General features: G+C 67.2%; 12 protein-coding genes. 5 read left to right on the forward strand and 7 right to left on the reverse strand.

The window, feature by feature from the left end; genetic code table 11:
- Positions 1–164: 164 nt before the first annotated feature.
- The 4 genes from C0R07_RS00925 to C0R07_RS00940 all read right to left on the reverse strand — a co-directional run bounded on the left by C0R07_RS00925 (position 165) and on the right by C0R07_RS00940 (position 5,066).
- Positions 165–3,224: a TonB-dependent receptor gene (locus C0R07_RS00925; RefSeq protein ID WP_019182878.1), complete on the reverse strand. Its 3,060-nt coding sequence runs from the start codon at positions 3,222–3,224 to the stop codon at positions 165–167.
- A gap of 90 nt (positions 3,225–3,314) precedes the next feature.
- Positions 3,315–4,352, reverse strand: a complete 1,038-nt coding sequence (locus tag C0R07_RS00930) for a LacI family DNA-binding transcriptional regulator (RefSeq protein ID WP_019182877.1) — start codon at positions 4,350–4,352, stop codon at positions 3,315–3,317.
- Positions 4,353–4,500: 148 nt separating this feature from the next.
- A complete protein-coding gene (locus C0R07_RS00935; protein WP_070470362.1) occupies positions 4,501–4,770 on the reverse strand; it encodes a BolA family protein in 270 nt (89 codons plus the stop codon).
- Complete coding sequence (locus C0R07_RS00940) at positions 4,767–5,066, reverse strand: YciI family protein (RefSeq protein WP_070425514.1); 300 nt, start codon at positions 5,064–5,066, stop codon at positions 4,767–4,769. The genes C0R07_RS00935 and C0R07_RS00940 overlap by 4 nt, the downstream gene beginning before the upstream one ends.
- Positions 5,067–5,412: 346 nt before the next feature.
- On the opposite strand from C0R07_RS00940, the gene C0R07_RS00945 reads away from it, so the two are divergent.
- Genes C0R07_RS00945 through C0R07_RS00955 form a run of 3 tightly spaced genes read left to right on the forward strand, consistent with a single transcriptional unit; the run spans position 5,413 to position 9,133 of the window.
- Positions 5,413–6,318: a segregation and condensation protein A gene (locus C0R07_RS00945; protein ID WP_070470364.1), complete on the forward strand. Its 906-nt coding sequence runs from the start codon at positions 5,413–5,415 to the stop codon at positions 6,316–6,318.
- Positions 6,319–6,333: 15 nt separating this feature from the next.
- Positions 6,334–7,371 (forward strand): SMC-Scp complex subunit ScpB, encoded by a 1,038-nt coding sequence (scpB, locus tag C0R07_RS00950; protein WP_102788019.1) that lies wholly within the window; start codon positions 6,334–6,336, stop codon positions 7,369–7,371.
- Positions 7,364–9,133, forward strand: a complete 1,770-nt coding sequence (locus C0R07_RS00955) for a pseudouridine synthase (RefSeq protein WP_102788020.1) — start codon at positions 7,364–7,366, stop codon at positions 9,131–9,133. The genes scpB and C0R07_RS00955 overlap by 8 nt, the downstream gene beginning before the upstream one ends.
- Positions 9,134–9,284: 151 nt before the next feature.
- Here C0R07_RS00955 and C0R07_RS00960 read toward each other — a convergent pair whose 3' ends face one another.
- The 3 genes from C0R07_RS00960 to C0R07_RS00970 form a co-directional block, all read right to left on the reverse strand.
- Positions 9,285–9,719: a hypothetical protein gene (locus C0R07_RS00960; RefSeq protein ID WP_019182871.1), complete on the reverse strand. Its 435-nt coding sequence runs from the start codon at positions 9,717–9,719 to the stop codon at positions 9,285–9,287.
- Between the two features lie 183 nt (positions 9,720–9,902).
- On the reverse strand, positions 9,903–10,709 hold the full coding sequence (locus C0R07_RS00965; protein WP_102788245.1) for an amidohydrolase: 807 nt from the start codon (positions 10,707–10,709) through the stop codon (positions 9,903–9,905).
- A gap of 17 nt (positions 10,710–10,726) precedes the next feature.
- Entirely contained in the window at positions 10,727–11,875 is a 1,149-nt protein-coding gene (locus C0R07_RS00970; protein ID WP_070425517.1) for a pyridoxal phosphate-dependent aminotransferase, read from the reverse strand.
- Between the two features lie 102 nt (positions 11,876–11,977).
- On the opposite strand from C0R07_RS00970, the gene ccmA reads away from it, so the two are divergent.
- Both ccmA and ccmB read left to right on the forward strand, forming a co-directional pair.
- Positions 11,978–12,607, forward strand: a complete 630-nt coding sequence (gene ccmA, locus C0R07_RS00975) for a heme ABC exporter ATP-binding protein CcmA (protein WP_070425518.1) — start codon at positions 11,978–11,980, stop codon at positions 12,605–12,607.
- Entirely contained in the window at positions 12,604–13,299 is a 696-nt protein-coding gene (gene ccmB, locus C0R07_RS00980) for a heme exporter protein CcmB (protein ID WP_019182867.1), read from the forward strand. The genes ccmA and ccmB overlap by 4 nt, the downstream gene beginning before the upstream one ends.
- Positions 13,300–13,377: the final 78 nt, after the last annotated feature.

The raw sequence follows: 13,377 nt of genomic DNA on the forward strand, positions 1-13,377 counted from the left end.
TTACAGAACGCCGCTTAAAAAAACCACGCGTGCGTGGTCCGAACAAGCGGGTCATTGCCCAGGCCGCTGCCACCCTCCGTGGCAGCGGCCTGGACAATGGACTGGCCCGAAGGCCAGCCATTGCCATGAAACCGGCCCCGTCCAAAGACGGGGCCGTTGTTGCATCAGAAGCGGAAGCCGACTTCTGCCTTGACCTGACGCGGCGTACCGATGATGTCGCCGGTCTCGTTGTAGCTGGCCTGCAGCTTGCCGTTGGTCTTGACGTAGTTGTAGGTCGAGAAGTTGTCGAAGTTGAACACGTTGATGATGTCGATACGAGCGTACAGCTCGGTCTCGCCCGGCATCTTGAACGTCTTCGTCGCCTGCAGATCGACCGAACGGTAGCCGAAGATCTTGCCACCCAGCAGGAACTTGCCATTGGCATTGGGCACGGCTGCCTGCGGGGTCGGCAGGTTGTAGCCACTGGCCTGCGGCACCGGGTACCAGTCGTTGACGGCGGTCGGGGTAGCCAGGGTGACCTTGCCACCGAAGGTGATGCCCCAGAAGCCCGCGTACGAACCGGTGACCACCAGGCGGTGGCGCGGCGCGCCGTTGGAACGGATGGTCGGATAATCTTCGATCAGGCCGCGGTCGAACGCGTACTTCTCGTTGATGTCACGGTTGTGGCGCGCGGTGGTCCAGGTGTAGGCCACCGAGGTGCCCCAGCCGCTTTCCTGGGTGAACGGCTTCTGCGCCGACAGCAGGACCTGGGTCGCACGGGTCTTGATGCCCTGCTGGCCGATGATCAGGCTGCCGAAGCCCGGCACGTTGCAGCTCCAGGCCTGGCTCAGGCCCGGGTCGGTGCCGCCGCACAGGCGCGGGTCATCGAAGAACTGGCCGGTCGGGTAACGGTTGCCCAGGGTGAAGGCGAAGCCGTCGTAGCTCAGGGTGCGGGAAATGGTGGCATCGGTCAGCCACTCACCGACCTGGTTGCTCATGCCGAAGCTGAACTGGTCCGAGTACGGCACCTTGAGGTTGTTGTTCAGCAGATCGACTTCCAGGCCGGCGTTGCTGGTCGAACCGACCAGGGCCTGCAGGTTGCCGATGCCGTTGAGTAGGTTCGGGTTCCAGTCATAGCAGGCGGCCTGGCCGTCGATGCAGGTGCCGGTGGCCGGGTTGCGGAAGTAGATGGTCGGCTGCGGCAGGGCCAGCTTGGTGGTTTCCAGCTGCAGGTTGTCGAACAGATCGCGGTCATACGAACGACCGGCACCACCGTGGAACACGTGCTGCTCGTCGGCGTTGACGTCATACGAGAAGCCCAGGCGCGGCTGCCAGGCGTCCTTGAACGCCTTGCGGTTGTGGCCGTTGCTGATGTAGTCGCCGATGTTCAGGCCGCCCAGCGCCAGCGAATCGGCGTAGGTCTGGCCCGCGGCCGCGCGCGGATCCTGCGAGTAGATCGCGTCGACCACCTGCTGCGGGGTCACGAAGTCCAGGTAGGACGGGGTCTTCTCGTAGTCCCAACGCAGGCCGAGGTTCAGCTGCAGATGGTCGTTGACCTGCCAGTCGTCCTGGATGAACAGGCCGATCTGCTTGGACTTCGAGCGCACTTCGCCCGACACGCCCGACACGCCGGTCACCGGCTTGACGAACTGCGCCTTGTACGGAATGGAAGACGGGAAGTCCGGATCACCCAGGCTGTAGGTGAAGGTCGGATTGATCTGCGCGGCATCGGATGCGTACAGATCGATCTGCTTGTACTTGGCGCCCATCTTGATGGTGTGGTCACCCTGCCACTCGATGCCGTCCAGGGTCAGGTTGTCTTCGATCGACCAGCCCTTCTGGCCCTTCACCTGCGAATCCAGCGCCGATGCGCCACCGATCTTCACCACGGTGCGGTCTTCGGTGCCGTCCGGTGCGGTGTAGGTGATGCCGTTGGCCAGGGTCAGCGGGGTCGGGTTGTTGAACGAATCTTCGTGGGTGACCATCAGTTCGTTGTAGTAACGCTCGCCGCTGTGGTTCCAGCGCAGGGCGTAACGACGGTCGGTGTTGACCACTTCACGGCCGGCTTCCGGCGAGGTCTGGCCGCTGAACTGCGACTGGGTTTCATCGCGGTCCTGGAAGGTCAGCTCGATGCGATCGTTGTCGGTCGGCTCGAAGTCGATCTTGCCGAAGATCAGATCCTGCTGGAACGGCTGGCTGGCCGGGCCGAGGCCGGCGGCGCCTTCCGGCGGCAGCAGCGCGGCAGCGCGGCCGACCGCGCCGTCCGGCGCGATGGTGACCGGCAGGTCGAAGCGCTTGGCTTCGTAGGTCACGAAGAAGTGCGCCTTGTCCTGGATGATCGGGCCACCCAATGCAAAACCGTATTCCTTCTCGGCCGATGCCTCTTTGCTCTGGCCAGCCTGGCGCTCGGCCGGGGTCTTGGCGCGCATGTCTTCGTTGGTGTAACGGTAGAAGGTTTCACCCTTGAACTCGTTGGTACCGGACTTGGTGGCCGCGGTCACGGCCGCGCTCGACACCTGGCCGTATTCGGCCTTGTAGTTGCCGCTGATGACCTTGTATTCACCGATCGCCAGCTGCGGGAACGGGTTGCCGGCGCTGCCGGACTGGCCGGCCACGCCGCCGCCCTTGACGTAGCTCTTCTGGCCCACGCCGTCGATGTAGACGTTGGTGCCGTCGGAGTTGGTGGCACCGCCACGCAGCGAGGTGTTGCCCTTGGCATCACGGGTGAAGATCAGGCCCGGGACCGCGTCGGCGAATTCCAGGAAGTTGCGCGACACCTGCGGGGTGGTCTGGATCTGCTGCAGGCTGACGGTCTTGCCCACTTCGGAGGTACGCACTTCCTGCAGCAGGGTCGGTGCAATGACGTTGACCGTGTCCAGGTTGGTGGCGTTGGCGGTGCCGCCGTTGGCCGGCGCGCCGCTGAAGTTCAGGGTCGCGGTGGAGGCCACGGTGACCGTCACCTTCTGCGTCTGGCCATTGGCCACGACGTTGTAGGTGCCCGGGTCCAGGCCCATCAGCGAGTAGCTGCCATCGGCACGGGTGGTGGCGCGGCGCACGGTGCCGCTGGCCACGTTGGTGGCGGTGACTTCGGTGCCGGCGGCAGCCTCGGCGACCTGGCCGCGCAGCGACGAGGTGGCCGACTGCGCCATCACGCTCGGGGCGGCGCCCAGCATCAGGCAGGTGACCAGCGCGCTGGACAACAGACTGCGTGCGGGCGCGCGGTTGCGGTGATTGGAATACGTCATGTAACTCTCCGGGTGGTGGTGGCCGTCTTTGCGGCCCCTGTCGTTTTATGTGGTGCGTTTTTTTAGGGCGTCACGACCAACGGTCGTGACCTACTGCTCGGTTCTGGCTCTGCTCGAATCACGCACGATCAGGGTCGGTACAAGCGTCTGCTTGTCGCCGGCCCCTTCTGTGTTGTTGCCATCCATCAACTGCAGCAGGCGCGTCGCGGCCTTATCGCCGAGGTCGGCGATACTCACCTGCATCGTTGTCAACGATGGGTGAACGAAACGTGCCAGCGGAATGTCATCGAAACCCGCCAATGCGACATCGAACGGGACACGGACGCCTGCCTGCGCGAACGCATACAGACACCCCAGCGCCATCATGTCGTTGGCGGCGAACACCGCGTCGGGCAGCGTGCCGGCTGCCAGCAACTCCTGTCCGGCGCGATGGCCGGAAGCTTCGTCAAAGTCACCGGGCAACTCGATCCCTTCGGCAGCATCGCCGAAGGCCGCCAGCGCATCGCGGAAACCGCGCAGGCGCTCACGGGCGTCGTAGTTGAGGTCCGGACCGGAAATGAAGGCGATGCGCCGATGCCCGACGTCCAGCAGGTGGCGGGTCATGGCCATCGCGCCGGCATGGTCATCGATGCTCAGCACCGGATGATCCTGCTCGGGCAGATACGTGTTGATCAGCACCGTGGGCAACGACTGCGGCAGGTTGTCGGTCAGGAAGCCCGGGCTCTCGGCATACGGCGAGAGCACCAGCAACCCATCGACACGGCCGCGCATGGCCCGCAGGGCCGCGCCCTGCTGCTCCTGGTCACCGTGGTAACTGGACACGAGCAGATGCTGGCGACGCTCGCGGGCCACCCCATCGATGCCGCGCATCAGTTCGGAGAAGAATTCGCCATAGAGATCGGGCAACACCACGCCAATGGTATTGGTCCGCCGGCTGCTCAGGCTCCGGGCCGCTGCATGCGGGGTGTAGCGCAGTCGCGCCGCCACCTCCAGCACCAGCTTGCGCACGGGCTCGGCAACATTTTCATGGCCATTGAGTGCGCGCGAGACCGTGGCAACAGAGACACGGGCTTCACGGGCGACATCTTTGATAGTGATCGCTGCCTTGTTCACTTCGCCGCCCTCCACGGCTTAGAGATCTGGGCTTGGCGCGGAATGTAAGCGTTTTCAAACCCGGATGTAAACACTACGTTAGCCTCATGTCGTACGGCGGTAACCAAAAGCTGTCCATGGCGGCCCTTTCCGGGACCGACCAGGACAAGGCGGGACAAGGGTTTCAGCGGTTTTTGACCGGTGTCTCGGCGCGAATGGACAACGCGTGGATATCGGTCTCCATCATCGTCCCCAAGGCCGCATAGACGGCCCGATGGCGCGCCAGCGGGAGCTTTCCTTCGAAGGCGGCGCTGACCACGTGCACCTTGAAGTGCCCCCGACCATCACGCGCGCCCTCGTGGCCGGCATGGCGATGACTGTCGTCCTTGACCTCCAGCAGCTCCGGATCCAGCGCCTGCTGCAGCGCCTCGCGGATACGCTCGACCCGGTTCATGGCAGGACCTTGCGGAACGGACGCACCTGGACGCGCACGTAGACGCCCGACTCCACATAGGGATCGGCGGCGGCCCAGTCCTGGGCGTGGGTCAGCGAATCGAACGCGGCGATCACCACGCTGCCGCTGAAGCCGGCCGGACCGGGATCTTCGCTGTCGATGGCCGGGCACGGGCCGGCCAGCAGCAGCCGGCCTTCATCCTGCAGGGCCTGCAGCCGGGCCAGATGGGCCGGGCGCGACGCCAGACGGGCGGCCAGCACATCGGTGCCGTCATAGCCTTCAATCACATACCACACGGGCAACTCCGAGGTCTTGTTGAATCGATCCCGCGCATTCTAGCGGGGCTGGCTGGACACTGGCGCCCCAACCCCGTAGTCTTAGCTCCATTGCACGTGGCTGGACGCAGCGCCCCGTCGGCCCCCGGCTCCACCGCCAGCCGACGACCGATCCACTGCCCCACACCAGCACACGTAGACGACCTCCCCGTAGTTCTGTCGCTGCCCATCGCGGCGCGCCTTGCTGTTTGAAGTGTGGAACCGCGCCGACCCAGGCGTGTCATGGCTTGCCATCCTGCCGCCCGGGACCGTTCCGGACGCTGGCATGGTGCGGCGACCGGTCCGTTGCAATACTGACGTCTATTTGATGACTGCCGAACTCGCGCCCGACGCGAACCCGCCAACCCGAGTGCCCGCCCCACAGCAGCAGGAAATGCCGCTGGCCGTGGTGCATGGACAGCCGGTCCTGCAGATCCCGCAGGACCTGTACATCCCACCGGACGCGCTGGAAGTCATCCTGGATGCCTTCGAAGGTCCACTGGACCTGCTGCTGTACCTGATCCGCCGGCAGAACCTGGACATCCTGGACATCCCGGTGGCCGAGATCACCCGCCAGTACGTCGAGTACATCAACGTCATGCAGGAGCTGCGCTTCGAACTGGCGGCCGAATACCTGGTGATGGCGGCGATCCTGGCCGAAGTGAAGTCGCGGATGCTGCTGCCGCGGCCGCCCAGCATCGAGGGCGAGGAAGCCGATCCACGCGCCGAGCTGGTGCGCCGGCTGCAGGAGTACGAACGTTTCAAGCAGGCCGCCGAAGACATCGACAGCCTGCCCCGCCAGGACCGCGACACCACCGTGGCCCACGCCTTCGTCCCCGACCGCGCGGCCGTCAAGCTGCCGCCGCCGGTGGATCTGAAGGAAATGCTGATGGCGCTGCACGACGTGCTCAAGCGCGCCGAGCTGTTCACCGGCCACGCGATCAAACGCGAGGCACTGAGCGTGCGCCAGCGGATGGGCGACGTGCTGGGTCGTCTGGAAGACGGCAGGTTCTACCGGTTTGAAACGCTGTTCACCGCCGAAGAAGGCAAGCTGGGGGTGCTGGTCACCTTCCTGGCCCTGCTCGAACTGGCCAAGGAACAGCTGCTGGACATCGTCCAGGAAGCTCCGCTGGCGCCGATCTACGTCAAGTCCCTGGCCGCCGGCAACACCAACGAACCGCTGCAGTTCAACAGTGAGTTCGACGACAACGACGCCGCCAACGCATCCGACTGAGCACCCGACCCACGTATGGATCAACCGCTGATCAACCGTATTGTCGAAGGCGCCCTGCTGGCAGCCAGCGAGCCGTTGACGCTGGCGCAGCTGCAGGGTCTGTTCCCGGAAGAGGAACCGGCACCGCCGGGCAGCATCGAACGCGCGCTGGAACTGCTGCGCGAGGGCTGCCAGGACCGCGGCGTGGAACTGGTCGAGGTGGCCTCCGGCTTCCGCTTCCAGGTCACCAGCGAGGTGCACGGTTACATCACCCGGCTGTGGACCGAACGCAAGACCCGCTACACCCGCGCGACCCTGGAAACGCTGGCCCTGATCGCCTACCGCCAGCCGATCACCCGCGGCGAGATCGAACAGGTCCGCGGCGTGGCGGTCAGCAGCAACATCATCCAGGCCCTGGAAGAGCGTGAATGGATCCGCGTGATCGGCCACCGCGACGTGCCCGGCAAGCCGGCGCTGTTCGGCACCACCAAGGGCTTCCTGGATTATTTCGGCCTCAAGCGCCTGGACGAACTGCCGCCGCTGTCCGAGCTGCGCGACCTGGGTGAGCTGGAACCGCAGCTGCCGCTGGACAGCGAAGGCCAGCCGGCCGGCCGCCTGCCCGCAGGCGCGGCGACACCGGATGCGGCGCTGGACAGCGACGCGGCCAACGACGACGACGCCCCGGCGCCGACGGACCCTGCGGAGCCGGTGGATCCTGCAGCGCCGCTGGATCCTGTAGACCCGGTAGACCCGGCCGCCGCCCGCCTGGCCGCCCGCGTGGCGCTGGCCACGGCCCGGCTGGCGGAGCAGCCGGCAGATCCGGACAATAGCGAAGCTTCCGCCGATGCGGACGCTTCGGACACCCCATCCCATGCGCCGTTGTCGCCTGCCGACGACGACGCGGATACGACCGCCAGCGATGGCGAACCCGATACCGCGCCGGGAGAGCGCGCGGCGCCCCAGAACGAAACCGAAAACAACGCCGTCGCGAAGACGACCGTGGCTGTTGACGAAGCCGATCCCGAACCAGAGGCCGACGCATCCGTTGCCGGCCGGAGCCAAGTAAATGAGTGACACCCCCCGCAAGCCGTCGTTGAACAAGCTTTCGCTCAAGCGCGAAACCGCCTCCGAACAGCCCAAGCTCGAAGAGCGCCTGCACAAAGTGCTGGCGCAGGCAGGCCTGGGTTCGCGCCGCGCGCTGGAACAGCGCATCGCCGATGGCCTGGTCAAGGTCAATGGCGAGGTCGCGCAGACCGGCCAGTCGATCAAGAGCGGCGACAAAGTCGAACTGGACGGCCGTGGCTTCGTGGCCACCGCGCTGACCGAGACGTCGCGCGTGCTGGCCTACAACAAGCCGGAAGGCGAAGTGACCACGCGCGAAGATCCCGAAGGTCGCCCGACCGTGTTCGAAGCGCTGCCTGCCCTGAAGGGCGCGCGCTGGATCGCGATCGGCCGCCTGGACATCAACACCACCGGCCTGCTGCTGGCGACCACCGATGGTGAGCTGGCCAACGCGATGATGCATCCCTCCTACGAGGTCGAGCGCGAATACGTGGTGCGCGTGCGTGCCCCGGAAGGCGAAGAGAAGGTGCCGGACAGCATCGTCGACCGCCTCGCCCGTGGCGTCGCGCTGGAAGACGGCCCGGCCAAGTTCGACGAGATCGAACGCATCGGCGGCACCGACTCGCACGACTGGTTCCGCGTGGTCGTCAAGGAAGGCCGCAACCGCGAAGTGCGCCGCCTGTGGGAATCGCAGGGCTGCCAGGTCAGCCGCCTGAAGCGCACCCGCTACGGCAAGGTGAGCCTGCCGCGCGAACTGCTGCGTGGCCAGTCGGTCGAACTGCCGGCCAAGCAGGTCGAAGCGCTGCGCGCCGAACTGAAGCTGGAAGAAGGCGCGCCGTCGGCGCTGACCCTGCAGCCGGTGATCGGCCAGCGCCGCGCCGCCAAGACCACTGTGCGCGTCTCGCGCGAGGGTGGCCGTGGCAACGCCTACGTCAACGGCCACAACTCGGCCGATGAAGGCCGCGAACTGCGTCGTTTCGACAACGTGCGCGAAGAGCGCGGCCGTGGTCGCGGCGGCAAGGGCGGCGGCTTCAAGGGTGGCCTGACGGTCAGCGGCGAAGCAGCAGCCAAGCAGTCGCAGCGCCCGTTCAAGGCGCGCCCGGACAAGGGCAACCGTGCGCTGCCGGAAGGCAACCCGGCCGCGTTCCGCAGCTGGTACGTGCCCGACGGTGTCAGCACCGGCCCGAGCGGCCACCGCAATGCCGGCCCGGGCGCTGCCCGTGGCCCAGGTTCGCGCGGTCCGGGTGCCGGCGCAGGCGCCGGCGGCCAGGGCCGTCCGTACGGCAAGCCGAAGGGTCCGGGTGGCGCAGGCGGCCCGGGTCGCGGCAGCTACGGCGGCGGCGCTGAAGGCCGCGGCGGTTATGCCGGCGGTGGCGAAAGCCGTGGCGGCTACGGCGGCCAGGGCCGTCCGGCCGGTCCGGGCGGCGGTGGCAACCGCGGCGCCCAGGGGGGCCAGGGTCCGTCCCGCCATCCGTATGGCCATCCGGGCAATGCACCGAGCTTCCCGTCCGACCACGCCAATCCGGGCGCCAGCCCGTACGGCAGCGCGCGCCCGGCGGGCAACCGCGGTCCGGGTGGTCCGGGTGGCAACCGTGGCCCGGGCGGCGCCAATGCGCGCGGTCCTGGCGGCAATCGCGGCCCCGGTGGTCCGGGCGGCAACCGGGGCCCGGGTGGCCCGGGTGGTCGCGGTCCGGGCGGCCCGGGCGGTCGTCCCGGCGGCAACCGTGGCCCGGGCGGCGGCGGTCACCGTGGTGGCGGCCCGCGCGGCGGCTGATCAGTGACACAAAAAAACCCCGGCTTCGGCCGGGGTTTTTTGTTGGGTCCGCGCGGGCGGCGATCAACCCGGTCGTGTAGAGCCACCCCATGGGTGGCTGCGCGTCATGCCCGAGACGGTGGTGCAGCCACGCGTGGCGTGGCTCTACCCCTCAACGTCGCTCGATGGTGAAGCGGCCTACCCCCACGCCCAGGTCCCAGCCCTTGCCGGTGCCCGCCAGGGCCAGTGAGATATCGCCCTTGGTCATGACCTGGGCATTGCTGGATTTGTCAGCGCCTGCGTGCGCTTCAACGGCGGCATAGGAGCCGATCAGGTCGTTGACCGAGTAGGCGCCGGAGAACTTGCCCTTGCCATCGACGATCTTGGACTTGCCCACGGTGAGGCCGCCGCCCTTGGCGGTGATCTTGACCGGAATGCGCGCGCCGTTGTCGCACTGGATGGTGCCCGTGCCGGAAGCGGTCTTGTACAGCACCGACCACCCGGCCAGGTTGTAGTGCAGCTCGCAATCGATGTTGCCGGCGGCCTGCGCAGCCGGGACGGCCGAGATACCGGCCAATGCGATCAATGCCAGGGAGAACTTCTTCATGCGGGTCCGCTCGTACTGAAGGGGTAACGCGCCGAATCTAGCAGCGTGCGCGTGTGGCGCGGATGATGCACATCGCGCGCATCGGGCGTCTGTTCAGCCGTGCGGCCCGGGTAATGCCGGCCGCTGGCCGGCTCCAGGCAATCCTGCAACGTACAGAGCCGGCCAGCGGCCGGCACTACCGTTTCAGCTGCGTTCCTGCAGGCTGAAGCTGTCCGCATCAAGCATCGCCGGGAAGCGCGCGCGGTGCGCGGCCAGGGCCGCTGCCGAGATGGCGGTGGTGACCACCTGCTCGCGTTCGCGCACTTCCACCTGTGGCTGGCCCAGGAAATCGATCACGGCACTGTCGCCGGCGTAATGCAGATCGTTGCCGTCCACGCCGATCCGGTTGACCGCCGCCACGTAGCAGAGGTTCTCGATCGCGCGCGCGCGCAGCAGCGTCTTCCAGGCGTAGGCGCGTGCCGAGGGCCAGTTGGCCACGAAAATCTGCAGATCGAAATCCAGCTGGTCGGCGCGCTCTACGTTGTAACGGTTGCGGCAGAACACCGGGAAACGCAGGTCATAGCAGACCTGCGGATTGATCCGCCAGCCCTTCCACTCCACGCTCAGGCGCTGGCTGCCGGCGGCATAGCGCTCATGCTCGCCGCCGTAACGGAACAGGTGGCGCTTGTCGTAGTACTGCAGCTCGCCATCCGGCGTGGCCCACAGCAGACGGTTGTAGACGCCCTCGCCTACCCGCAGCTGCACGCTGCCGGTCACCGCCGCGCCCAGCCGCACGGCCTGCTCGCGGATCCACGCCACGGTCGGGCCGTCCATGCCTTCGGCCTTGTCGATGGCGTCGTTGGAGAAGCCACTGGTGAAGGTTTCCGGAAGGATCACCAGATCGGTCTGCCCGGCCAGCGGCGCCAGCAGCGCGCCGTAATGGGCGCGGTTGCCGGCCGGGTCGTGCCAGCGAGTGTCGCCCTGGACCAGGGAAATGCGCAGGTCCTGCAGCTCGGTCACTGTGCTCATCACAGGGCCCGCAGGCGTTCGATCGCCGCGTCCATCGTGGCGTCGTTCTTGGCAAAGCACAGGCGAACCAGGCGCTGGCCGGCGGGCGCGGTCTCATAGAACGGCGACAGCGGGATCGCCGCCACGCCCTTCTCGATCGTCAGCCACTTCACGAATTCGTGGTCGGGCAGATCGCTGATCGCCGAGTAATCCACCAGCTGGAAATAACCGCCCGGCACCGGCAGCGCCTTGAGCCGGGTACCGGCCAGCTGCTCGCGGAAGCGGTCGCGCTTGGCCTGGTAGAACGCGCCCAGTTCCAGATGATGCTGCGGCTCGTCGCGGATCATCGCGGCGAAGCCGTACTGGGCCGGCCCGAAACTGGTGAAGGTGTTGTACTGGTGCACCTTGCGGAATTCGGCGGTCATCGCCGGCGGCGCGATCGCATACCCGATCTTCCAGCCGGTGCAGTGGTAGGTCTTGCCGAAACTGGAAATCACGAACGCGCGCTCGCGCAGTTCCGGATGACGCAGCGAGGATTCGTGGCGGCGACCGTCGTAGATGATGTGCTCGTACACCTCATCGGAGATCAGGTAGATGTCGGTGCCGCGCAGCACATCGGCCAGGGCCTGCATGTCATCGGCCGTGAGCATCGCGCCGGACGGGTTGTGCGGGGTGTTGACCATCAGCAGCCGGGTGCGCGGGCTGATCGCCGCACGCACGCGGTCCCAGTCCACCGCGAAGGTCTGCGGGTCCAGCGGTACGTGCACGGCGCGCGCACCGGCCAGGTCGATCGCCGGTTCGTAGCAGTCGTAGGCCGGGTCGAGCACGATCACTTCCTCGCCCGGGCGGACCACGGCGTGGATGGCATTGAAGATCGCCTCGGTGGCGCCGCTGGTGACGGTGATCTCGGTGTCCGGATCAACCTGCGCGCCGTACAGATCCAGCGACTTCTGCGCGATGGCCTGGCGCAGCGGCGCCACGCCGGTCATCGGCGGGTACTGGTTGAGCCCGCCCTGCATCGCGGCGATGGTTTCATCGATCAGCCGCTGCGGTGCGGAGAAATCCGGAAAGCCCTGACCAAGGTTGACCGCGCCGTGTTCGGCGGCGAGCTGGGACATCACGGTGAAGATGGTGGTGCCCACCTTGGGCAGCTTGGTTTGCGGTTGCATCGGCAGCAGGGAAAGAACCGGGGGAACTCCCAGTGTACGCAAATCATCCGACCCGTTCCCCCGATACAATGGCGGCCCATTCCGGTGCAAAGATCCCGCCCCTTGAACGCCCCTCCGTTGCTGGCCGCGCATGGCCTTGGCTTCAGTCGCAACGACGAACCCGTCTTCGGCCCGCTGGACCTGCACGTGGATGCCGGGGAAGCCCTGCTGGTGCAGGGCGACAATGGTGCCGGCAAGACCACCCTGCTGCGGGTGCTGGCCGGGCTGCTGCGCGCCGGCAGCGGCCAGGTCGAGATCGATGGCAAGCGCGCCGGGCACAAGGAGCGCGCCCACTATGTGGCCTATCTCAGCCACCTGCCCGCACTCAAGCCGGACCTGGACACGCTGGAGAACCTGCATTTCCTGTGCGGACTGCACGGCCGCCGCGCCCGCCAGATGCCCGGCAACGCGCTGGCGATCGTCGGCCTGGCCGGCTATGAAGACACTCTGGTGCGACAGCTCTCGGCCGGCCAGAAGCGCCGCCTGGCGCTGGCCCGCATCTGGCTCTCGCCCGCGCCGCTGTGGCTGCTCGATGAGCCCTACGCCAATCTCGACCTGGACGGCATCAACCTGGTGAACCGCATGATTTCCGCGCACCTGCGCAGCGGCGGCGCCGCCCTGGTCACCACCCACGGCGCCTACGCGGCCCCCCCGGTGCGCACGCGCCTGCTGACCCTGGGAGCGGCGGCATGATCGCGCCAGGCACCGAACCGGGTCTGTGGCAGACCGCGCGGGCCCTGATTGCCCGCGACATGCGCCTGCTCTGGCGGCGCCGCGGCGATGCGCTGCAGCCCTTGCTGTTCGCACTGCTGGTGGTGGTGCTGTTCGCACTGGCGCTGGGCCGCGACCCGGAGGCGATGGCGCGCGTGGCCGCGGCGGTGATGTGGTTGGCGGTGCTGCTGGCCGGCCAGCTGGCGCTGGACTCGCTGTTCCGCAGCGATGCCGAAGATGGCTCGCTGGAGCAATGGCTGCTGGCCCCGGTTCCGCTGGCCTGGCTGGTCCTGGTGCGGGTGCTGGTGCACTGGGTCACCACCGCCCTGCCGTTGATCGTGATGTCGCCGCTGCTGGCGGAAATGCTGCATCTGCCGCATGACCAGCTGCCGATGTTGCTGGCATCGTTGCTGCTGGGAACGCCGTTGTTGAGCCTGATCGGCGGGGTGGTCGCCGCGCTGACGGTCGGCATCCGGCGCTCTGGTATTCTCGTGGCGCTGCTGGCCCTGCCGCTGTATGTGCCGGTGCTGGTGTTCGGCGCGGGCAGCGTGGCCGCGGTCGCCCGCGGCCAGGACCCGATCGGCGCCCTGCTGATGCTGGGCGCCGGGCTGGTGGTGGCGCTGGTGCTGGCCCCGCTGGCGACAGCCGCGGCGATCCGCATCTCGCTGAGTTGAGCGGTATGGCGTACTGTCGGTGGCGTGTGCTGTGTTGTGAGCGTCACCTGCCTCCGCGTCATCCGTTGCCGAGCCACT

Source organism: Stenotrophomonas bentonitica (genome assembly GCF_002887735.1).
GTDB classification, from domain to species: Bacteria; Pseudomonadota; Gammaproteobacteria; order Xanthomonadales; family Xanthomonadaceae; genus Stenotrophomonas; species Stenotrophomonas bentonitica_A.

Excerpts from the sequence above, each read along its gene's own strand:
- ccmB (WP_019182867.1), top strand. The coding sequence starts at position 12,604 with ATGATCGCGCCAGGCACCGAACCGGGTCTGTGGCAGACCGCGCGGGCC.
- C0R07_RS00955 (WP_102788020.1), top strand. The coding sequence starts at position 7,364 with ATGAGTGACACCCCCCGCAAGCCGTCGTTGAACAAGCTTTCGCTCAAG.
- scpB (WP_102788019.1), top strand. The coding sequence starts at position 6,334 with ATGGATCAACCGCTGATCAACCGTATTGTCGAAGGCGCCCTGCTGGCA.
- C0R07_RS00970 (WP_070425517.1), bottom strand. The coding sequence starts at position 11,875 with ATGCAACCGCAAACCAAGCTGCCCAAGGTGGGCACCACCATCTTCACC.
- C0R07_RS00935 (WP_070470362.1), bottom strand. The coding sequence starts at position 4,770 with ATGAACCGGGTCGAGCGTATCCGCGAGGCGCTGCAGCAGGCGCTGGAT.
- C0R07_RS00925 (WP_019182878.1), bottom strand. The coding sequence starts at position 3,224 with ATGACGTATTCCAATCACCGCAACCGCGCGCCCGCACGCAGTCTGTTG.
- C0R07_RS00945 (WP_070470364.1), top strand. The coding sequence starts at position 5,413 with ATGACTGCCGAACTCGCGCCCGACGCGAACCCGCCAACCCGAGTGCCC.
- C0R07_RS00960 (WP_019182871.1), bottom strand. The coding sequence starts at position 9,719 with ATGAAGAAGTTCTCCCTGGCATTGATCGCATTGGCCGGTATCTCGGCC.